General features: G+C 72.0%; 18 protein-coding genes, 3 tRNA genes and 1 pseudogene. 7 read left to right on the forward strand and 15 right to left on the reverse strand.

Features of this window, described 5'->3' with window-relative positions; translation table 11 throughout:
* The first annotated feature begins 159 nt into the window (after positions 1-159).
* Both BA175_RS11510 and BA175_RS11515 read left to right on the forward strand, forming a co-directional pair.
* Positions 160-1386 carry a pyridoxal phosphate-dependent aminotransferase gene (locus tag BA175_RS11510; RefSeq protein ID WP_069171196.1) on the forward strand — a complete coding sequence of 409 codons (1227 nt, stop codon included), beginning with the start codon at positions 160-162 and terminating at the stop codon, positions 1384-1386.
* A gap of 125 nt (positions 1387-1511) precedes the next feature.
* Positions 1512-2525 (forward strand): adenosine deaminase, encoded by a 1014-nt coding sequence (locus tag BA175_RS11515; RefSeq protein WP_069171197.1) that lies wholly within the window; start codon positions 1512-1514, stop codon positions 2523-2525.
* Positions 2526-2595: 70 nt separating this feature from the next.
* On the opposite strand, the pseudogene BA175_RS11520 reads toward BA175_RS11515, so the two are convergent.
* The 6 genes and pseudogenes from BA175_RS11520 to BA175_RS11545 form a co-directional block, all read right to left on the reverse strand.
* Positions 2596-3669 (reverse strand): annotated as a pseudogene (locus tag BA175_RS11520) (UDP-N-acetylmuramate dehydrogenase); the annotation flags it as partial.
* A gap of 125 nt (positions 3670-3794) precedes the next feature.
* Positions 3795-4223, reverse strand: coding sequence for a MaoC family dehydratase (locus tag BA175_RS11525; RefSeq protein WP_069171199.1), 429 nt, complete (start codon positions 4221-4223; stop codon positions 3795-3797).
* Positions 4223-4675: a MaoC family dehydratase N-terminal domain-containing protein gene (locus BA175_RS11530; protein ID WP_069171200.1), complete on the reverse strand. Its 453-nt coding sequence runs from the start codon at positions 4673-4675 to the stop codon at positions 4223-4225. The genes BA175_RS11525 and BA175_RS11530 overlap by 1 nt, the downstream gene beginning before the upstream one ends.
* A 114-nt stretch (positions 4676-4789) precedes the next feature.
* Positions 4790-4954 (reverse strand): 50S ribosomal protein L33, encoded by a 165-nt coding sequence (gene rpmG, locus BA175_RS11535; RefSeq protein ID WP_003956487.1) that lies wholly within the window; start codon positions 4952-4954, stop codon positions 4790-4792.
* 89 nt (positions 4955-5043) lie between these two features.
* A tRNA-Met gene (locus BA175_RS11540) sits at positions 5044-5116 on the reverse strand.
* A gap of 45 nt (positions 5117-5161) precedes the next feature.
* Positions 5162-5234, reverse strand: a tRNA-Thr gene (locus BA175_RS11545).
* A 468-nt stretch (positions 5235-5702) separates the two neighbouring features.
* Between BA175_RS11545 and BA175_RS11550 the strand changes: the two genes are divergently transcribed.
* A complete protein-coding gene (locus tag BA175_RS11550) occupies positions 5703-6971 on the forward strand; it encodes a hydrolase (RefSeq protein WP_069171201.1) in 1269 nt (422 codons plus the stop codon).
* A gap of 34 nt (positions 6972-7005) precedes the next feature.
* A complete protein-coding gene (locus BA175_RS11555) occupies positions 7006-7662 on the forward strand; it encodes an SDR family oxidoreductase (protein ID WP_069172059.1) in 657 nt (218 codons plus the stop codon).
* 182 nt (positions 7663-7844) lie between these two features.
* Here the strand turns inward: BA175_RS11555 and BA175_RS11560 are convergent, their stop codons facing one another.
* Positions 7845-8201 carry a DUF1330 domain-containing protein gene (locus BA175_RS11560; protein ID WP_069171202.1) on the reverse strand — a complete coding sequence of 119 codons (357 nt, stop codon included), beginning with the start codon at positions 8199-8201 and terminating at the stop codon, positions 7845-7847.
* A gap of 315 nt (positions 8202-8516) precedes the next feature.
* The gene (locus BA175_RS11565; RefSeq protein ID WP_069171203.1) at positions 8517-9686 is read right to left on the reverse strand and encodes a spore photoproduct lyase family protein; all 1170 of its coding nucleotides are present in this window, start codon (positions 9684-9686) and stop codon (positions 8517-8519) included.
* A gap of 484 nt (positions 9687-10170) precedes the next feature.
* Here BA175_RS11565 and BA175_RS11570 point away from each other — a divergent pair, with 484 nt between their 5' ends.
* Positions 10171-11745: a cryptochrome/photolyase family protein gene (locus BA175_RS11570; protein WP_069171204.1), complete on the forward strand. Its 1575-nt coding sequence runs from the start codon at positions 10171-10173 to the stop codon at positions 11743-11745.
* A 99-nt stretch (positions 11746-11844) separates the two neighbouring features.
* Here BA175_RS11570 and BA175_RS11575 read toward each other — a convergent pair.
* Positions 11845-11926: transfer RNA gene (locus BA175_RS11575), tRNA-Tyr, on the reverse strand.
* 164 nt (positions 11927-12090) lie between these two features.
* On the opposite strand from BA175_RS11575, the gene BA175_RS11580 reads away from it, so the two are divergent.
* Positions 12091-12579: a YajQ family cyclic di-GMP-binding protein gene (locus BA175_RS11580; RefSeq protein ID WP_069171205.1), complete on the forward strand. Its 489-nt coding sequence runs from the start codon at positions 12091-12093 to the stop codon at positions 12577-12579.
* A gap of 191 nt (positions 12580-12770) precedes the next feature.
* Positions 12771-13289, forward strand: a complete 519-nt coding sequence (locus BA175_RS11585) for a methylated-DNA--[protein]-cysteine S-methyltransferase (RefSeq protein ID WP_069171206.1) — start codon at positions 12771-12773, stop codon at positions 13287-13289.
* 66 nt (positions 13290-13355) lie between these two features.
* Here the strand turns inward: BA175_RS11585 and BA175_RS11590 are convergent, their stop codons facing one another.
* The 6 genes from BA175_RS11590 to BA175_RS11615 all read right to left on the reverse strand — a co-directional run bounded on the left by BA175_RS11590 (position 13356) and on the right by BA175_RS11615 (position 18985).
* Complete coding sequence (locus BA175_RS11590; RefSeq protein WP_069172060.1) at positions 13356-13628, reverse strand: GlsB/YeaQ/YmgE family stress response membrane protein; 273 nt, start codon at positions 13626-13628, stop codon at positions 13356-13358.
* A 159-nt stretch (positions 13629-13787) separates the two neighbouring features.
* Positions 13788-14180, reverse strand: a complete 393-nt coding sequence (locus BA175_RS11595) for a YccF domain-containing protein (RefSeq protein WP_069171207.1) — start codon at positions 14178-14180, stop codon at positions 13788-13790.
* The gene (htpX, locus tag BA175_RS11600; protein WP_069171208.1) at positions 14177-15040 is read right to left on the reverse strand and encodes a zinc metalloprotease HtpX; all 864 of its coding nucleotides are present in this window, start codon (positions 15038-15040) and stop codon (positions 14177-14179) included. Before htpX ends, BA175_RS11595 begins: the two co-directional genes overlap by 4 nt.
* A 282-nt stretch (positions 15041-15322) precedes the next feature.
* On the reverse strand, positions 15323-15787 hold the full coding sequence (mscL, locus tag BA175_RS11605; protein ID WP_069171209.1) for a large conductance mechanosensitive channel protein MscL: 465 nt from the start codon (positions 15785-15787) through the stop codon (positions 15323-15325).
* 115 nt (positions 15788-15902) lie between these two features.
* Complete coding sequence (locus tag BA175_RS11610; RefSeq protein WP_069171210.1) at positions 15903-17438, reverse strand: NADH-quinone oxidoreductase subunit N; 1536 nt, start codon at positions 17436-17438, stop codon at positions 15903-15905.
* On the reverse strand, positions 17435-18985 hold the full coding sequence (locus BA175_RS11615; protein ID WP_069171211.1) for a complex I subunit 4 family protein: 1551 nt from the start codon (positions 18983-18985) through the stop codon (positions 17435-17437). Before BA175_RS11615 ends, BA175_RS11610 begins: the two co-directional genes overlap by 4 nt.
* Between the last annotated feature and the right edge of the window lie 2 nt (positions 18986-18987).

Consider the following 18987-nt stretch of genomic DNA (forward strand, 5'->3'; position numbering starts at 1 on the left):
GTGTGGCTGATGAAGGCCAACGACAGGTGAGTGTACGTGCTCAGGGGCGCCGCGTCGAACAGACAACTACCGACCGGTCCTGTCCGGATGCTGTCCGAGTCCTGTCCGGTCCCTGAAACCCGTGTGTCCTGGCCGATTCCGGTCTGCGAGCATGGGGGCATGAGCGCTGCAACTTCTCCCACCGAGCGCCGGGTCTCGGCCCGCGTCGGTGCGATCTCCGAGTCCGCCACCCTCGCCGTCGACGCCAAGGCGAAGGCCCTCAAGGCCGCCGGGCGTCCGGTGATCGGCTTCGGCGCCGGCGAGCCCGACTTCCCGACCCCCGGGTACATCGTCGACGCCGCGGTCGAGGCCTGCCGTAACCCGAAGTACCACCGCTACACCCCGGCCGGCGGGCTCCCCGAGCTCAAGGCCGCCATCGCGGAGAAGACGCTGCGCGACTCGGGCTACGAGGTCGACCCCGCCCAGGTCCTGGTCACCAACGGCGGGAAGCAGGCCATCTACGAGGCCTTCGCCGCGATCCTGGACCCGGGCGACGAGGTCATCGTCCCCGCCCCGTACTGGACGACCTACCCCGAGTCCATCCGCCTGGCGGGCGGCGTCCCGGTCGAGGTCGTGGCCGACGAGACCAGCGGCTACCGGGTCTCCGTCGAGCAGCTCGAGGCCGCCCGTACCGAGCGCACCAAGGTCGTCCTGTTCGTCTCGCCGTCCAACCCGACCGGCGCCGTCTACAGCGCGGCCGACACCGAGGCGATCGGCCGCTGGGCCGTCGAGCACGGCCTGTGGGTCATGACCGACGAGATCTACGAGCACCTGGTCTACGGCGACGCGACGTTCACCTCGCTCCCGGCGGTCGTGCCCGAGCTGCGCGACAAGTGCATCGTGGTCAACGGCGTGGCCAAGACCTACGCCATGACCGGCTGGCGGGTGGGCTGGATCATCGGCCCCAAGGACGTCGTGAAGGCCGCGACCAACCTGCAGTCGCACGCCACCTCCAACGTGAGCAACGTCGCCCAGGTCGCCGCGCTGGCCGCCGTCTCCGGTTCGCTGGACGCGGTGGCGGAGATGCGGACCGCCTTCGACCGCCGCCGCCGGACGATCGTGCGCATGCTCAACGAGATCGAGGGCCTGTACTGCCCCGAGCCCGAGGGCGCGTTCTACGTGTACCCGTCGGTGAAGGCCCTGCTGGGCAAGGAGATCCGCGGCAGGCGCCCGGCCGACTCGGTCGAACTGGCCGCCCTCGTCCTGGACGAGGCGGAGGTCGCCGTCGTACCCGGCGAGGCGTTCGGTACGCCCGGCTACCTCCGGCTGTCGTACGCCCTGGGCGACGACGACCTCGTCGAAGGTGTCTCGCGGATCCAGAAGCTGCTGGGCGAGGCCCGCGACTGATCGGCGTACTCACCGCGAGTGAGTCGGCCCCCGGTTCCGGCCGGGGGCCGGTTTTTTTGTTCGACGGGCAACTCAGGAGGGAATCCGGCTACCGCTCGGCGGGGTCTCTGCGGCAAGATCCTGAGATGGAGCGTGACGTACGGCTGTTGCCCAAGGCCCACCTGCACCTGCACTTCACCGGCTCGATGCGGCCCACGACGCTGCTCGAACTGGCGGACAAGTACGGGGTCCGCCTGCCCGATGCGCTGACCGGCGGCGAGCCGCCCCAGCTGCGTGCGACCGACGAGCGCGGCTGGTTCCGCTTCCAGCGCCTCTACGACATCGCCCGCTCCTGCCTGCGCGCCCCGGAGGACATACAGCGGCTGGTGCGCGAGACCGCCATGGAGGACGTCGCGGACGGCTCCGGGTGGCTGGAGATCCAGGTCGACCCGACCTCGTACGCCCCGCTGCTCGGCGGTCTCATCCCGGCCATCGAGATCATTCTGGACGCCGTGGACAGCGCGGCCCGCGAGACCGGGCTCGGGATCCGGGTCCTGATCGCGGCGAACCGCATGAAGCACCCGCTGGACGCCCGGACGCTGGCCCGGCTGGCCGTGCGGTACGCCGACCGCGGGGTCATCGGCTTCGGGCTCTCCAACGACGAGCGCCGGGGGATGGCCCGCGACTTCGACCGTGCCTTCGCCATCGCCCGGGAGGGCGGGCTGCTGGCGGCGCCGCACGGCGGCGAACTCGCCGGCCCCTCCAGCGTCCGGGACTGCCTGGACGACCTCGACGCGGCCCGGATCGGGCACGGTGTGCGCGCCGCCGAGGACCCGAGGCTGCTGGCCCGGCTCGCGGAGCGCGGCGTCACCTGCGAGGTCTGCCCCGCCTCGAACGTGGCGCTCGGCGTCTACGAGAAGCCCGCGGACATCCCCCTGCGCACTCTGTTCGACGCGGGAGTCCCCATGGCGCTCGGCGCGGACGACCCGCTGCTGTTCGGCTCCCGGCTGGCCGCCCAGTACGACCTGGTCCGCCGTCATCACGGCTTCGACGACGCGGAGCTGGCCGAGCTGGCGCGGCAGTCGGTCCGGGGCTCGGCGGCGCCCGCCGACGTCCGGCAGAAGCTGCTGAGCGGCATCGACACCTGGCTGGCCGGCTGAGCCCGGCCCGCGGTGGTGCGGCGGCGCGTACCGGCAGGCGGGAGAGCGCCGGCACGCGGCGCCGCTGCCGCTACAGGCTGACGCCGACCGTCACCGGCTCGTTGACGAGCGTGATCCCGAAGGCGTCGTGGACCCCCGCGACGACCTCACGGGCCAGGGCGAGCAGGTCCTCGGTGGTCGCGTCGCCCCGGTTGGTGAGGGCGAGGGTGTGCTTGGTGGAGATGCGGGCGGGGCCCGCCCCGTACCCCTTGGTGAAACCGGCCTTGTCGATGAGCCAGGCGGCGGAGGTCTTCACCCGGCCGTCGCCGGCCGGGTAGGCGGGGGGCTCGGTGTCCTGGCCCAGGCGGTCCTTGGCCCGGGCGAGGAAGGCGGCGTGCTCGGCCGCGTCGAGGACCGGGTTGGTGAAGAAGGAACCGGCCGACCAGGTGTCGTGGTCCTCCGGGTCGAGGACCATGCCCTTGCCGGCCCTCAGCCGCAGGACGGTCTCGCGGGCGGCCGAAACGGGGACGCGCTCCCCCTGCCGGACGCCCATGACCCGTGCCGTCTCCGGGTACAGGAGGGGCGCCGACAGACCGTCCGCGTCCTCCAGCCCGAAGCGGACCCGCAGCACCACGAAGCGGTCGGGCTCGGCCTTGAAGCGGCTGTGGCGGTAGGAGAACCCGCAGGCCTCACCGGGGAGGGTGACCGTCTCGCGGGTGTACCGGTCGTAGGCGACGACCTCGGTGATGACCGAGGACACCTCCTGGCCGTAGGCCCCCACGTTCTGGATGGGCGTCGCCCCGGCGGATCCGGGGATCCCGGCGAGGCACTCGATCCCCGCGAGGCCGGCCTCGACCGTGCGGGCCACGGCGTCGGTCCAGACCTCGCCGGCGGCCAGCTCCAGCGTCGTACCGGAGAGGTCGAGACCCTTGGTCGCGACGCGCAGGGCGATGCCGTCGAAGCCCTTGTCGCCGATGACCAGGTTGGAGCCGCCGCCGATGACCAGGAGTGGGGTGCCGCTCTCGTCGGCCTGGCTGACGGCGGCGATCACCTCGGCGTCGGTGGTGGCCGTCAGAAGGCGCTCGGCGGGGCCGCCGAGCCGGAAGGTGGTCAGGGGGGCGAGGGGGGCGTCGTGGAGTTCCTGCACGGGGACAAGAGTACGGTCCGTGGCCGCGCCGCTCGGGCGGGGCCACGGACCGTGGCGACTCGGGACGGCCGTGGTGGCTCGGGGCCGACCGGCCGTCCGGCGCTCGTGGGGTCAGGCGGCGGACCGCCGGGAACCGGAGCGGCTCAGGCCAGCCGTACGACGGCCCGGGACATGCCCAGCACCTTCTTGCCGTCGCTCGTCGCGGTCAGGTCGACCCGCACCAGGTTGTCGTCCAGCAGCGCGGCCACCTTGCCGCTGACCTCGACGGACGCGCCCGTCTCGTCGTTCGGTACGACGACCGGCTTGGTGAACCGCACCCCGTACTCGACGACGGCGCCCGGGTCACCGACCCAGTCCGTGACCACCCGGATCGCCTCGGCCATGGTGAACATGCCGTGGGCGATCACATCCGGAAGGCCGACCTCGCGTGCGAACTTCTCGTTCCAGTGGATCGGGTTGAAGTCACCCGAGGCACCCGCGTACTGCACCAGCGTCGCCCGGGTCACGGGGAAGGACTGCGCCGGCAGCTCCGTACCGACCTCGACCGATCCGTAAGCGATTCCCGCAGTCATCACGCCTCCTCGGCGGCGCGCGCCACCAGCTTCGTCCACGCGGTCACGACAAGCTCACCGGACTCGTCGTGGACCTCGCCCCTGACGTCCACGATGTCGTTGCCCGCGAGCGACTTGATGGTCTCGATCGTCGAGGTGACCGTCAGCCGGTCCCCCGCCCGCACCGGACGCGTGTACGCGAACTTCTGGTCGCCGTGCACCACGCGGCTGTAGTCCAGGCCCAGCTGCGGGTCCTGCACCACCATGCGCGCGGCCTTGAAGGTGACCGAGAAGACGAACGTCGGCGGGGCGATCACGTCCGGGTGCCCCAGAGCCTCGGCCGCTTCCGGGTCCACGTACGCGGGGTTGGCGTCCCCCACCGCCTCCGCGAACTCCCGGATCTTCTCCCGGCCGACCTCGTACGCCGGGGTGGGCGGATAGGTCCGCCCCACGAAGGACTGGTCGAGCGCCATGAGCCCGCTACCTCCTGATGAAAAGTCGAAATAGTGCGAGGAACCACCCGAGCCGTCAGGACAAAACGACACGAGGCCGCCCCCAGTGGGGACGGCCTCGTGTACGAGCCTGATTCAGCGCGTTTCGCGGTGCGCCGTGTGCGAGTTGCAGCGCGGGCAGTGCTTCTTCATCTCAAGACGGTCCGGGTTGTTACGCCGGTTCTTCTTGGTGATGTAGTTCCGCTCCTTGCACTCCACGCAGGCCAGCGTGATCTTCGGGCGGACGTCGGTGGCAGCCACGTGAGTGCTCCTTGGACGGACGGATGGACGGATGAACGCAAAAAAGAGTAGCCGATCGAAGGACCGACCCCACAATCGGCTACCGTACGTAGCGGTGACCGGACTTGAACCGGTGACACAGCGATTATGAGCCGCTTGCTCTACCGACTGAGCTACACCGCTTTGATGACGAGCTTCCCCGCCGAAGCGGGGTCACTCGATCACCAGAGCCCCAATGCGGAATCGAACCGCAGACCTTCTCCTTACCATGGAGACGCTCTACCGACTGAGCTATTGGGGCGAGCGAGGAAGACATTACACGCTCTGTCGCCGATCGCCCAAATCCGTTTCCGCCGCCCGCACCCGGCCCTTGATCGCCCCCCGGGACGCGACCGCCTCCAGCCCCTCGAACGGCCGCTGATCAGGCCTTGCTCAGGCCGTACGGCCTCCCGCCGCCCCGTCGGGCGAGCCCTCGGGACCCCGCACCTCCCGGCCCGCCCCGGAGAGCCACGTTCGTACGACTTTTCCGCTCCTCGCCGGAGCGGACCGGGTACCCCCCGAGGGTTGTCCCGCAGTTCGCGGCGGGTGCGCTGCGTCGGACACGGCACCTCGCCGCGTCGCCGGGACGTTCCCCTGCATCCCGTACGCGGACATCCCTCCGCCGTGCGACGCCCCGTGTCCGACGCCGCGCGCCGATCCACCGGGAAGTGCGGGACGCCCCTTAGGCTCGGCCCACTCCGCGTGATCTTGTCCCTCTCCCAGGAGCGCGATGCCCGACAGCCCGCCGCGGCGGCCGGACGACAGCGCGGCCGGTCCCGGCGCCCCGGCCGACACCTCCGCGCTCCTGCTCGGCGGAGCACTGCTCACGGACGGGCGCGCCGTGGACGTACGGATCCGCGGCGGCCGGATCGAGGCGGTCGGCACCGCGGGCAGCCTGACCACCCGGGGCACCCGACTGGACCTGCGCGGCTACCTCCTGCTGCCGGCCCCCGCCGAGCCGCACGCGCACAGCGACACGGCCCTCACCGCCGCCGCGGAAGGGACCGGACCGGCGTCCCACCGCCCCGAGGACGTCCGGCGACGTGCGACCGAGGCGGCTCTCCTCCAGCTCAGCCACGGCGCCACGGCGGTCCGCACCCATGTGCGCGTCGGCGACGTCCAGGGCCTCGCCTCGCTCGAAGCCGTCCTGGAGGCCCGCCGCTCCCTGCGTGGGCTCGTCGACGTGACCGTCGTCGCCGTCCCCCGGCTCCTCACCGGCGTCGCGGGCGCGGACGGCCTCGCCATGCTCCGCGAGGCCGTGGACATGGGGGCCGGGGTGGTCGGCGGCTGCCCCGACGTGGACCCCGACCCGGCGGGCTACGGGGAGGCCGTGCTGAACCTCGCCGCCGCTCGCGGCCGCCCCGTCGACCTCCACACGGATGCCGAGGACCCCGCCCGCCTCGCCCGGCTCGCCGCCATGGCCGGGGGGCTCCGCCCCGGCGTCAGCGTCGGCCCCTGCGCGAGCCTCTCCGGGCTCCCCGCCGGCACGGCGGCCCGCGCGGCCGACCAGCTGGCCGCCGCGGCGGTGACCGTGGTCTGCCTCCCGCAGGGCGGCTGCTCGGACGCCCGGGTCGCCGGAGCGGCGCCGGTCGCCCTGCTGCGGGCCGCGGGGGTGCGCGTGACCGCGGGCAGCGGCGCGCTCCGCGACGCCGCCAACGCCGTGGGCCGGGGCGACCCGCTGGAGGCGGCCTACCTCCTGGCCTCGCAGGGCGGCCTCGGCCCCGCACACGCCTACGACGCCGTCTCGTCCACCGCCAGAGCGGTCATGGGCCTGCCCGGTGTACGCGTCGAGGCCGGCTTCCCCGCCGAACTGCTCGCCGTACGCGGGGACCGGCTGTCCGGGGCGCTCTCGCTCGCGTACAGCCGGATCGTGGTGCACCGCGGACGCGTGGTGGCCCGCACCAGCGCCGTGCGCGAGTACTGCGACTCGGAGGCCACCGCCGCCCTGGACCTGCCCCGCCAGGGCCGCATCGACTCCGGCGCGGGTGGCGGGCCCTGAGCACGAGCGGGCACCGCGGCGTACCGTCGGAAGCATGCGCATTGTCATTGCAGGAGGACACGGTCAGATCGCGCTCCGGCTCGAGCGGCTGCTCGCCGCGCGCGGCGACGAAGCGGTCGGCATCATCCGCAACCCACAGCAGAGCGAGGACCTCCGCGCGGCCGGGGCCGAGCCCGTCGTGCTCGACCTCGAATCCGCCACGACCGAGGAGGTCGCCGAGGTCCTGCGGGGCGCCGACGCGGCGGTCTTCGCCGCCGGCGCCGGCCCCAGCAGCGGAACCGAACGCAAGGACACGGTGGACCGCGGCGCGGCCGTACTCTTCGCGGACGCCGCGGAACAGGCGGGCGTCCGCCGCTACGTCGTCGTCTCCTCCATGGGGGCCGACCCCGGCCATCCGGGCGACGAGGTCTTCGACGCCTACCTGAGGGCCAAGGGCGAGGCGGACGCGTACGTCCGGTCGAGGGCCGCTCTCGACTGGACGATCCTGCGCCCCGGGATGCTGGTGAACGACGCCGGTACGGGCCAGGTCCTGATGGCCGCCTCCACGGGCCGCGGCCCGGTCCCGCGCGACGACGTGGCGGCCGCGCTGCTGGAGTTGCTGGACACCCCCGCGACGGCCGGCCTGACGTTGGAGCTCATCTCGGGTGAGCTGCCGGTGACGGTCGCGGTGAAGGGCGTCGCGGGCAACTGAGCCGAACCGGGAGCCCGCTGACCGGCCGCCCCGGCCGGTGGGCTCCCGTCGTCGCCCGTACCTCCGCCGTAGTCGCCGCCGCCCCACTCGTCGGCGTACGCCGGGGTCGGCAGCGTCGAGCCGGCCGTCGTGCCGGTGCACAGCCGGGCGCAGGCCGCCCCCCGGTGGGCTCGCCGTGGCGCTTACGGCGCGGGCTGCCCGGACAGGGCGTCGCGCATCGCCTTCGCGGTGGCCCGCGGGTCGTAGCCCTCGGGGACGCCTTCGACCAGGATGATGTCGCCCGCGATGTGCCGCGAGCGCAGCGGCGCGATCTCCTGGTACGCGGGCGAGTCCCACCACGCACGCGCCTCGGCGATCCCGGGGAAACCGATGACGACGACGGCCCCGGCCCAGCTGCCCTCCCGCACCTCGTGCGGCGTGGCGTGCACGAGGAAGCGGCCGCCGTACGGCTCGAAGGTTCCGGGAATGCGCTCGATGTACTCGGCGATCTCGGGGTGGGGGGCGGCGTCGTGCAGATGAGCTATGGCGTAGGCGGGCATGGTGTCTTTCCCGTCGGTCGGGCTCCGTACGCCGGAGATCGTGGCACGGCGGTGGTCCGGGGGTCGATGACCTGGGAGGTAAGGCGAACCGGCCGGGAGTGTGCCCGTCCCGCCGGAGCCGCCGCGGGAGGCGGTGGCGTCGCAGGAGGCGGTGGCGTCGCAGGAGGCGGTGGCGTCGCGGGAGGCGGTGGCGTCGCGGTGGTCCCGGGTGCCGGCCGGTCCCGGGGACGGGTGGTGGCCGGGCGGAGCCGGCCGGGGGCCTCGGTGGCCGTCAGCGCCCCGTCTCCCGAGGCCCCCGACGAGCGCGGGACGGGATCAGAACGCGTACCGGATCCGCAGCCACGGTGTGTGCGTCCTCGTCAGCTCCCTCAGGCTGCCGAGGGCCTCGCGCTTGACCTCGCGGGCGTAGCGCACGTTGAGGGCGCCGTTCTCCGAGCGTTTCGCCTCCTGCGCCGTCGGCTGCCACAGAACGTCCTCGGCCCGCGGGTGCCAGCCGAGGTTGACCTCGTGGAGCTGCTGGTTGTGGGTCAGCATGATGATCTCCGCCGCCGCCTGCTCCTTGACCCGGGCGGGGAGGACGTCGTCGAGGTGGACGAGCAGCTGGGCCCAGTCGTGCCGCCAGCCGGGGCGCAGCACCACCGGTGAGAGGTTGAAGTGCACCTCGTAGCCCGCGTCGACGAAGTCGGCCGCGGCGGCGATACGGTCCGCGACCGGGCTGGTGCGGATGTCCAGAAGGCGGGAGTCGTCGGCGGGCATCACCGAGAAACGCACCCGGGTACGGCCGCGGGGGTCGAGCGCGAGCAGGTCCGGGTTGACGAACTTGGTGGCGAACGACGCCTTCGCGGTGGGCAGCCCCCGGAACGCGGCGACGAGGTCGGCCGTGTTGTCGCTGACGAGGGCGTCGACGGAACAGTCGCCGTTCTCGCCGATGTCGTACACCCAGGCCTGCGGGTCGCACTGGTTGGGCTGCCGTTTCGGGCCCTGTGCGTGTACGTGCCGTCTGACGTGGGCGACGATCGCCTCGATGTTGGTGAACAGCGTGATGGGGTTGGCGTAGCCCTTGCGGCGGGGGACGTAGCAGTAGGCGCAGGCCATGGCGCAGCCGTTGGAGGCGCCGGGGGCGATCCAGTCGGCCGACCTGCCGTTGGGCCGGGTCGCCAGGGTCTGTCTGACCCCCAGGACCAGGGTCTCGGTCTTGACGCGGGCCCAGCGCTCGACGTTGCCCTCGTTCCCGTGCAGCGAGGGGATGCGCCAGTGGCTGGGCACCTCGGTGACGGGCACTCCCGGCAGTCTTGCCAGGATCTGCCGGCCACGGGGGGCGGCGAGCGCGGCGGGTTCGGCGTACACCTCCCGGATGTCCAGCATCCGTCTCGCCCGGGGGCTGTCACGGAATCCGCCGTCCGCCGGCGGGGAGGCGTCCTCCCAGTCGAAGAGCGCCGGCTGCTCGGGCCCTTCCGGCGGCAGCCCTGCGGGACGAGGGTTCACGGCTCTGCCCCTGTTCCTGTTCCTGTTCCAGGTGCGCGTTCGGGTTCCTGGCACGCCCGGCCTCCGGGGAGCCCGTACCGAGCCGTTCCCGGTGCGAGGTCCATGGCGCGGGCCGGACGTGTCCGCGGACGGGTTCGAGAGTACGCCCGGGTACCGCGGGGAGGAGCCCGCCCCGCGGTCGGACGCGCACCCCGGCGGCGCGTCCGGCCGCGGGCACCGGGTGCTGTCCGCCGGAGGGCCGGCCGCTGAGCCAGGGCCGCCCCCCGGGACCCGGTCCGACGGAGTGTCGGCGCGCGGGCGGCGACGGAGACTGGCAGCATCGGCCGGGCGGGAGGCCCGTGGCCACGGTGGCTAGCGGTACGGCCACGCCGGTCCCCCTCTCCGGCCGCTGCGCCGGCCCCTTCGACCCGCCCTCGCCCCGGTCGCGCCGTCAGCCCGGCGCCGCGCCCTTGCGCGGGCCTTTGGCCGCGAGAGGCGGAACTCCATGACGCCACGCCCCCACTGGCTGTTCGGCGACCAGCTCGGCCCGCATTTCCTGGACCCGCGCCATGGCGGCCCCGACGTACGGGCCCCGGTGGTCATGATCGAGGCACGCTCGGTGCTGCGCCGGCGCCGTTTCCACCGCGCCAAGGCCCACCTCGTGCTGTCGGCGATGCGGCACCGTGCGGCCGAACTCGGAGACCGGGTCACCTACGTCCGGGCCGAGACGTACGCCGAAGGCCTGGAGCGTGCCCTCGGCCGCCCGGTACCCCGCAGGCCGGGCCGGCAGGACGGGGCCACGGGCCCCTCGGAGGAGCGCGGCGTCGGCGACCGGCTGACGGTCTGCGGCCCCACCTCGCGCCGGGCCCGGGATTTCGCCGGTGCGCTGGAGGGTGTGGAGACGCTGCCGCCGAGGGGCTTCATGGTGAGCCAGGACGACTTCGCCGCCTGGGCCGGCCGGAGCAGCGGGCAAGGCCTGCGGCTGGAGGGCTTCTACCGCTGGGTGCGCGAGCGCCACGACCTGCTCATGGACGGCGACGGACCTGCCGGCGGGCGGTGGAACCTGGACCACGAGAACCGTGAAGCCCCGCCGCGGGGGCGGGAGACCCTCGAGGTCCGGGGCCCCTGGCAGCCCCGCGAGGACGCCATCGACGAGGAGGTCCGCCACGACCTCGACCGCTGGGAGCGGGACGGCGACGTCTCTTTCGTGGGCCGCGACGGCCCGAGGCGCTTCCCCGCCACCCGTCGCGAGGCGCTGTCCGCGCTGCGCCACTTCGTCACCCACCGCCTGCCGGAGTTCGGGCGGTACGAGGACGCCATGCTCGCGGCCGACCCGGTGATGAGCCACAGTCTCCTGTCCGCCCCCCTGAACCTCGGCCTCCTCGACCCGGCCGAGTGCGTGGAGCGGGCCGAAGGCGCCTACCGCGCCGGCGAGGCCCCCCTCAACAGCGTCGAGGGCTTCGTACGGCAGATCGCCGGCTGGCGCGAGTACGTCTGGCACCTGTACTGGCACTTCGGGGAGGGCTACCGCCACCGCAACGCACTGCATCACACCGCCCCGCTGCCCGACTGGTTCCTCGACCTGGACGCCGACGCGGTCACCGCGAACTGTCTGTCCACCGTGCTCGCACAGGTGCGGGACACCGGCTGGACCCACCACATCCCCCGCCTGATGGTGCTCGGCAGCCGCGCACTTCAGGACGGCTGGGATCCGGCGGCCGTCACCGACTGGTTCCACCGCTGCTTCGTCGACGGCTACGACTGGGTCATGCTGCCCAACGTCACCGGCATGTCCCAGTACGCCGACGGGGGCCTCATGACCACGAAGCCGTACACCTCCGGCGGCGCGTACATCAACAGGATGAGCGACCTGTGCGGGCCGTGTGCCTACCGCCCGGCGCACCGCACCGGGGACGACGCCTGCCCCTACACGGCCGGCTACTGGGCCTTCCTCCACCGCCACCGCACGCGTCTCGCGGCGAACCACCGCACCGCTCGCGCCGTCCGCGGCCTCGACCGGCTCACCGACGTGCAGGAAGTCCTCGACACGGCGGCCCGGCGGGGGTCCGCACCCCCCTGAACCACCTGCGGCGCCCCGTTCGCCTTGTCCGCCCCGCACACATGCAGAAACCCCGCCCGACCTGCGGTTGAAGCAGGTCGGACGGGGTTTCCCGTCCTGTGGCGGCGCCAGGGTTCGAACCTGGGTAGGCTGAGCCGGCAGATTTACAGTCTGCTCCCTTTGGCCACTCGGGCACACCGCCTCGAACGACGCGTCGGAGATCCGTTCGGGGCTCCTTGGCGACGACGTAAACGATACCCGATGCTCAGGGGTGCTCCGCCACCCGATTGATCAGTGCTCCGGGTGCGCGGGGATGGCTAGGCTTTGTGCCGTACCCAACGCTTACGACACAAGGAGCCACACGTCATGGCCGACTCCAGTTTCGACATCGTCTCGAAGGTCGAGCGGCAGGAGGTCGACAACGCCCTCAACCAGGCCGCCAAGGAGATCTCCCAGCGTTACGACTTCAAGGGCACGGGTGCCTCGATCGCATGGTCCGGCGAGAAGATCCTCATGGAGGCGAACGGCGAGGAGCGGGTCAAGGCGATCCTCGACATCTTCCAGTCCAAGCTGATCAAGCGCGGGATCTCGCTGAAGTCGCTGGACGCGGGCGAGCCGCAGCTGTCCGGCAAGGAGTACAAGATCTTCGCCACGATCGAGGAGGGCATCTCCCAGGAGAACGCCAAGAAGGTGGCGAAGATCATTCGCGATGAGGGGCCCAAGGGCGTCAAGGCGCAGGTCCAGGGCGATGAGCTGCGGGTCAGCTCGAAGAGCCGGGACGACCTGCAGGCGGTTCAGGCGTTGCTGAAGGGCAAGGACTTCGACTTCGCCGTGCAGTTCGCCAACTACCGGTAGCCGGGCCGCTGCCGTGTGCAGCGGTGGGGAGCGGGGCGGCCCGTGCCGGACGGCACGGGCCGCCCCGCTCCCGTCGTAGGGTGCGCCATGTCCGAATACCGCCGGTCTCGGGCTTCCGGGGACCGCAGACTCGGCGGTGCAGGGACATGGGCGGACCGGTTGCGGGGCCCGCCGGACAGGGAGCGTGAGGCATGACGGCGACGGTGTACACGAGGGTCGACAGCCCGCTGGGTGAGCTGCTGCTGGTGGGTGGGGAGCGTGCGGACGCGGCCGGCGGGGTGGCTCTCGCCTCGCTGTCCCTGCCGGAGCAGAAGGGAGCCGCGGTCGTGCGGGAGGACTGGCGGCACGCGCCGGAGGCGTTCACCTCGATCACCGGGCAGCTGGCGGACTACTTCGAGGGGCGGCTGACCCGCTTCGACATCCCGTACGCGGACCGCGTGGGCACCGAGTTCCAGCAGCGGGTCTGGAAGGCCGTCGACGCCATTCCGTACGGGCAGACGGTGTCGTACGGGCAGATCGCCGCGCAGGTGGGGTCCCTGGGGGCCGGGGTGCGGGCGGTCGGTACGGCGATCGGGCGCAATCCGCTACTGGTGGTCCGCCCGTGTCACCGCGTGATCGGGGCGGACGGGGCTCTGCGGGGCTATGCCGGCGGGGTGGGGCGCAAGGAGCAGCTGCTGGGGCTGGAAGGTGCGCTGCCGGCGCCGCGGTGAGCAGGGGGCACGGGAATGGCCGTACCGCCGTGCGGACGTGTCACGACGCGGCGAATCCCGGCCCGGTCAGCGGCGGTCGCGGGAGTGGCCGAAGAGCAGACGGTAGGCGATCAGCAGGACCAGGGATCCGGCGATGGCCGCGACCCATGTGGCCGTGTCGTAGAAGTCGGTCGAGATCGGGCGGTCGAGGAAGCGGGACGACAGCCAGCCACCGAGGAAGGCGCCCACGATGCCGATCAACGTGGTGCCCACGATCCCGCCCGGGTCGCGGCCGGGCAGCAGCAGCTTGGCTATGGCGCCTGCCAGGAGACCGAGGATGATCCAGCTGATGATGCTCATGATCACGAACCTACCCGTCACTTGATCCTGTATTCCAGGACGCGTGACGGGCGGTCGTGGTTGCCGGACGGTCGTGGTTCCCGGACCGTCCTGGTTTTCGGGCCGCCCCGGTCCCGGACGGGCGCGGTGGCGGGGCGGCTCCTGCCCCGTTTGCCGGCCTTACCGGGTGGCGAAGGCCTGGTCGGTGCGGACGATCTCCTTGCCGAAGGGCATCAGCGAGACCGGGATGAGCTTGAAGTTGGCGATGCCCAGCGGGATTCCGATGATGGTGACGCACAGGGCGATACCGGTGAAGATGTGGCCGAGCGCGAGCCACCAGCCGGCCAGGATCACCCAGAGGATGTTCCCGATGAGGGAGGGGCTGCCCGCGTCGCGGCGGTCGACCACGGTGTAGCCGAAGGGCCAGAGCGCGTACACGCCGATGCGGAACGCGGCGACCCCGAAGGGGATGCCGATGATCGTGATGCACAGGAGGAGGCCCGCGGCGACGTAGCCGAGGAACATCCAGAAGCCGCACAGGACCAGCCATATGACGTTCAGGATTGTGTTCACGGTCGATACCCTGCCATCTGCTCGAGTCGGGCGATGCGTTCCGCCATGGGCGGGTGGGTGGAGAACATCTTGGACATGCCCTGGCCGGGGCGGAACGGGTTCGCGATCATCATGTGGCTCGCGGTCTCGATCCTCGGTTCGGGCGGCAGCGGAAGCTGAGCGGTGCCGGCTTCCAGCTTGCGCAGGGCGCCGGCGAGGGCGAGCGGGTCGCCGGTCAGCTGGGCGCCGGAGGCGTCGGCCTCGTACTCCCGGGAGCGGCTGACGGCGAGCTGGATGACGGAGGCGGCGAGGGGGCCGAGGATCATCACCAGCAGCATCCCGACGAGGCCGGGGCCCTCGTCGTCGTCGGACCGGCCTACCGGGATGAGCCAGGCGAAGTTGACCAGGAACATGACGACGGAGGCGAGTGCGCCCGCGACGGACGAGATGAGGATGTCGCGGTTGTAGACGTGGCTGAGCTCGTGGCCGAGAACGCCGCGCAGCTCCCGCTCGTCGAGGATCTGGAGGATGCCCTCGGTGCAGCAGACGGCGGCGTTGCGCGGGTTGCGGCCGGTGGCGAACGCGTTGGGCGCCTGCGTCGGGGAGATGTAGAGCCGGGGCATGGGCTGGCGGGCGGCCGTCGAGAGCTCCCGGACCATGCGGAAGAGCTGCGGCGCCTCGAATTCGCTGACCGGCCGGGCCCGCATGGCGCGCAGGGCCAGTTTGTCGCTGTTCCAGTACGCGTAGGCGTTGGTGGCGAGCGCGACGAGCAGGGCGACGATCAGGCCCGTACGTCCGAAGAGACTGCCGATGACGATGATGAGCGCGGACAGTCCCCCGAGGAGTACTGCGGTTTTCAGCCCGTTGTGCCGGCGGTGCACGGTACGCCCTCCAAGTGGTGCGGTAGGGGAACCCTTGCTCGGTGGTGCTCCACTCCCAGTGGAAGCTCCCGTACCGGTCAACGCGAGGCGGCGGGAGCTAGTTCCCTTGTGCGGCGGGGCGGGGCACAGGGCGAAGGGGCGGATCGGGTCCCGGGTGGACCGATCCGCCCCTGGGCCGTGCGTGTGGCGTACGCCCGCCGGGCCGGCGCAGGGGCGCGTCCGCCGTGCGGAGGGTGCCTGTCCGCCCGTGGCGGCTGCGCCGCGGGCCGGTGGCGGGCGGGGTCAGCGCTGGGCCGGGAGGCCGGCGAGTGCGCGGGCCTCCGGGTCCGGCTCGACGTCGCTGGTGCAGTGGCCGCAGCGGGTGGCGATGGCGGGGATCTCGGTGAAGCAGCGCGGGCAGTCGCGCAGCGCGGCCTTGATGTCGGCCTGCTTCTCGTCCTCCTTGGCCGTGAAGCGGTTCTGCACCTGAGCCATGGGGACGACGACCAGGAAGTAGAGCACGGCGGCCGTGATGACGAAGGCGATGGCCGCGCTGACGAAGAGACCGTACGGGAACTTCACCCCGTCGACCGTGAAGACGGCCTTGCTGAAGTCGCCCGTCCCCCGGGTGAAGAGGCCGATCAGAGGAACGATGAACGCGTTGCTGAAGCCGGTGACGACTGCGGTGAACGCGGCTCCGACGGCGAGGCCGATGGCCATGGAGATGACGTTTCCGCGCAGGATGAAGTCTTTGAACCCGTTCAGCACCGCTTTGCTCCTTGTTGCTCTGTTCAGGTGACGCGTGCACGCAAGACGATGCCCTGTGCGCGCACGCGTGGGCAAGCCGATCTTCCTGCGGTTCAGGGGGTCGTGCGCGCGAGGCTCAGAAGAGGCTGACGGCGGCGAAGCGGAGTACCAGCTGGGGGGCTCCGGAGAGGACGAGCGCGGCTGCCGCGGTGAGCACGATCACTGAGGTCAGAGGTGCCGGGACGGCGAGTGTGGGGGCGACGGGTGCCTGCTCGCTCCCGGGTGCGCCTTCCGGGGCGCGGAAGAGTGCCGCCGTCCACCGGAGGTAGTAGTAGAGGGCGATCACCACGTTGACGGCCATGACCACGGCGAGCCAGCCGAGCCCTGCGTCGACGGCCGCCGAGAACACGGTGACCTTGGCGAAGAGGCCGATGACACCGGGTGGCAGTCCGGCCAGGCAGAGCAGGAAGAAGGCCATGGCGAGGGCCGCCACGGGGCGGGTGGCGTACAGGCCGCGGTAGTCGGAGAGGCGGTTGCCGGGGTGGGCGCGTGCGACGAGGGCGGCCACGGCGAACGCCCCGAGGTTCACGACGGCGTACATGAGGGCGTACGCGACGGTGGAGCCGATCTGCTCGTCGCTGGAGTACGCGGCGGCCGCGACGGGGACGAGGAGGTAGCCGGCCTGGCCGACGGACGACCAGGCCAGGAGGCGTACGGCGCTGCGGGCGCGGGTGGCGCTCTGCCGGAGTGCGGCCACGTTCCCGACGGTCATGGTGAGGGCGGCGAGGACCGCCAGGGCGGGCCCCCAGACGTCGGCGTACGCGGGGAAGCCGATCACGGTGACCAGGATCAGCCCGGAGAAGCCGACCGCCTTGCCGACCACGGAGAGGTAGGCGGCGATGGGGAGCGGGGCGCCGACGTAGGTGTCGGGCACCCAGAAGTGGAAGGGCGCGGCGGCCGTCTTGAAGGCGAAGCCGACGAGCGTGAGGACGACTCCGGCCTCGGCGAGGACGTCGAACCGGCCGGGTACGTCGTCGAGGCGGGCCGCGATCTCCGTGAGGTGCAGGGTGCCGGTCGTCGCGTAGACGAAGCTGACTCCCAGGAGCATGACGGCGGTGGCGACGACGGAGGACAGGAAGAACTTCAGGGCCGCCTCGGAGGAGCGGCGGTCACCGCGTTTGATGCCGACGAGGGCGAAGGCGGGGAGCGAGGCGACTTCGAGGGCGACGACGAGGGTGGCGAGGTCGCGGGCGGCGGGCAGCAGCGCGGCGCCCGCCGCGGAGGACAACAGCAGGAACCAGAACTCGCCCGCCGGGAGCCTGCGGGTGTCGCCGATCGACAGCAGGGCGGTGAGCAGTGCGCCGCCGAGCACGAGGGCCTGGATGACGAGGGAGAAGTGGTCGGCCGTGTAGCTGCAGGCCTGCGTCCCGGTGGTGAGGCAGAAGGTGGAGCGGTCTCCGGCGCGCAGTGGGACGAGCAGGGCGAGTGCGGCGACGAGACCGGCGACGGCTCCGTAGCCGAGCAGCGGCTTGCGCCGCTCCGGGACGAAGAGGTCGGCGACGAGGACGAGCAGCGCCACGGACGCGGCGGTGACGGGAGGCGCGACGGCGAGCCAGTCGACGGACTGGACGAGGCTCGCGGCCCCGGTTGCGCTGTCGGCTGCCACGGTCACGACTTGCCTCCTGCGAGGAGCTTCTGGACGGCCGGGTCGGTGAGGCCGAGGAGGACGGCCGGCCAGAGTCCGGCGAGGACGGTGAGGGCGGCGAGCGGGGTCCAGGCGGCGAGTTCGTAGCGCTGGATGTCGGCGAGCGCGTGCGCCTGTCCACGGTTCCCGCCCATGCAGACACGGCGTACGACCATGAGCATGTACGCGGCGGTGAGCAGGGTGCCGAGGGCGCCGAGGGACATGTACGTGAGGAAGGCGGGGCGGCTGAGGCCCTCGGCGGGGTCGAAGGCGCCGAACAGGGTGAGCATCTCCCCCCAGAACCCGGCCAGGCCGGGGAGACCGAGTGAGGCGATGGCCGCGAAGGCGAGCAGACCGCCCAGGCGGGGCGCCCGGCCGTAGAGGGCGGCCCCGGTCGCTCCCGAGAGGGTGTCCAGATCGGCTGTGCCGTAACGGTCCTTGACGGCTCCGACCAGGAAGAACAGCAGACCGGTGATGAGGCCGTGGGCGATGTTGGCGAACAGGGCGCCGTTGACTCCGGTGGGGGTCATGGTCGCGATACCGAGGAGGACGAATCCCATGTGGCCCACGGACGAGTAGGCGATGAGGCGCTTGAGATCGCCTCGGGCGCCGGGGCGGACGAGCGCGAGGCAGGCGAGGGATCCGTAGATGATCCCGACGACGGCGAACGCGGCGAGATACGGCGCGAAGGTCCGCATCCCGTCGGGGGCGACGGGGAGCAGGATACGGACGAATCCGTATGTACCCATCTTCAGCAGGACGCCGGCGAGAAGCACGGAGCCCACGGTCGGGGCGGCGGTGTGGGCGTCGGGGAGCCAGCTGTGCAGCGGCCACATGGGGGTTTTCACCGCGAGGCCGACACCGATGGCCAGTACCGCGGTGACCTGCACGGACGCGGTGAGGCCGCGGCCGTTGTCAGTGGCGAGTGCCACCATGTCGAACGTGCCGCTCTTCAGCCCGACGAGGAGCAGTCCCAGCAGCATGACCACGGAACCGAGCAGCGTGTAGAGGATGAACTTCCAGGCGGCGGGCTGCTTCCGGTCGCCGCCCCAGCGGGCGATGAGGAAGTACATCGGGATGAGGACCATCTCGAAGGCCAGGAAGAACAGCAGCAGGTCGAGGACGGCGAAGGTCGCCAGTGTGCCGGACTCGAGGAGGAGGACGAGTGCGACGAAGCCCTTCGCGGAGGGACCTGCGGGGAGCTTGAAGTAGCTGTGGAGCGCGCAGAGGAAGGTCAGCAGCGCGGTGAGGACGAGGAGGGGGAGCGAGATGCCGTCCGTACCGAGGTGGATCCGCACGTCGAGTGCCGGGATCCAGCTGATGTCCGTGGTGGCCTGCATCCTCGACGGGTTGCCGTGGTCGAATCCGGCGGCCAGCAGGAGAGCGGCGAGCAGGACCGCGCCGGTCACGGTGACGCCGTGGCGGAGTACGGCCTGGCCGGGGTCCCTGCCCTTGAGTCCGGGCGGGGCGGGCAGCAGCGCGGCGGCCGCGCCGAGGAGCGGCGCGACGACGACGAACGCCAGAAGGAACTGCATCA

Origin of the sequence: Streptomyces griseus, assembly GCF_001715295.1 — a bacterium.
GTDB lineage: Bacteria > Actinomycetota > Actinomycetes > Streptomycetales > Streptomycetaceae > Streptomyces > Streptomyces griseus_G.

What these genes read in the sequence shown, in the direction of transcription:
- BA175_RS11590 (WP_069172060.1), bottom strand. Translation starts at nt 13,628, where the DNA reads ATGAGCATCATCAGCTGGATCATCCTCGGTCTCCTGGCAGGCGCCATA.
- BA175_RS11530 (WP_069171200.1), bottom strand. Translation starts at nt 4,675, where the DNA reads ATGGCGCTCGACCAGTCCTTCGTGGGGCGGACCTATCCGCCCACCCCG.
- BA175_RS11615 (WP_069171211.1), bottom strand. Translation starts at nt 18,985, where the DNA reads ATGCAGTTCCTTCTGGCGTTCGTCGTCGTCGCGCCGCTCCTCGGCGCG.
- BA175_RS11580 (WP_069171205.1), top strand. Translation starts at nt 12,091, where the DNA reads ATGGCCGACTCCAGTTTCGACATCGTCTCGAAGGTCGAGCGGCAGGAG.
- BA175_RS11585 (WP_069171206.1), top strand. Translation starts at nt 12,771, where the DNA reads ATGACGGCGACGGTGTACACGAGGGTCGACAGCCCGCTGGGTGAGCTG.
- BA175_RS11550 (WP_069171201.1), top strand. Translation starts at nt 5,703, where the DNA reads ATGCCCGACAGCCCGCCGCGGCGGCCGGACGACAGCGCGGCCGGTCCC.
- BA175_RS11560 (WP_069171202.1), bottom strand. Translation starts at nt 8,201, where the DNA reads ATGCCCGCCTACGCCATAGCTCATCTGCACGACGCCGCCCCCCACCCC.
- BA175_RS11510 (WP_069171196.1), top strand. Translation starts at nt 160, where the DNA reads ATGAGCGCTGCAACTTCTCCCACCGAGCGCCGGGTCTCGGCCCGCGTC.
- BA175_RS11570 (WP_069171204.1), top strand. Translation starts at nt 10,171, where the DNA reads ATGACGCCACGCCCCCACTGGCTGTTCGGCGACCAGCTCGGCCCGCAT.
- BA175_RS11555 (WP_069172059.1), top strand. Translation starts at nt 7,006, where the DNA reads ATGCGCATTGTCATTGCAGGAGGACACGGTCAGATCGCGCTCCGGCTC.
- BA175_RS11515 (WP_069171197.1), top strand. Translation starts at nt 1,512, where the DNA reads ATGGAGCGTGACGTACGGCTGTTGCCCAAGGCCCACCTGCACCTGCAC.
- BA175_RS11525 (WP_069171199.1), bottom strand. Translation starts at nt 4,223, where the DNA reads ATGACTGCGGGAATCGCTTACGGATCGGTCGAGGTCGGTACGGAGCTG.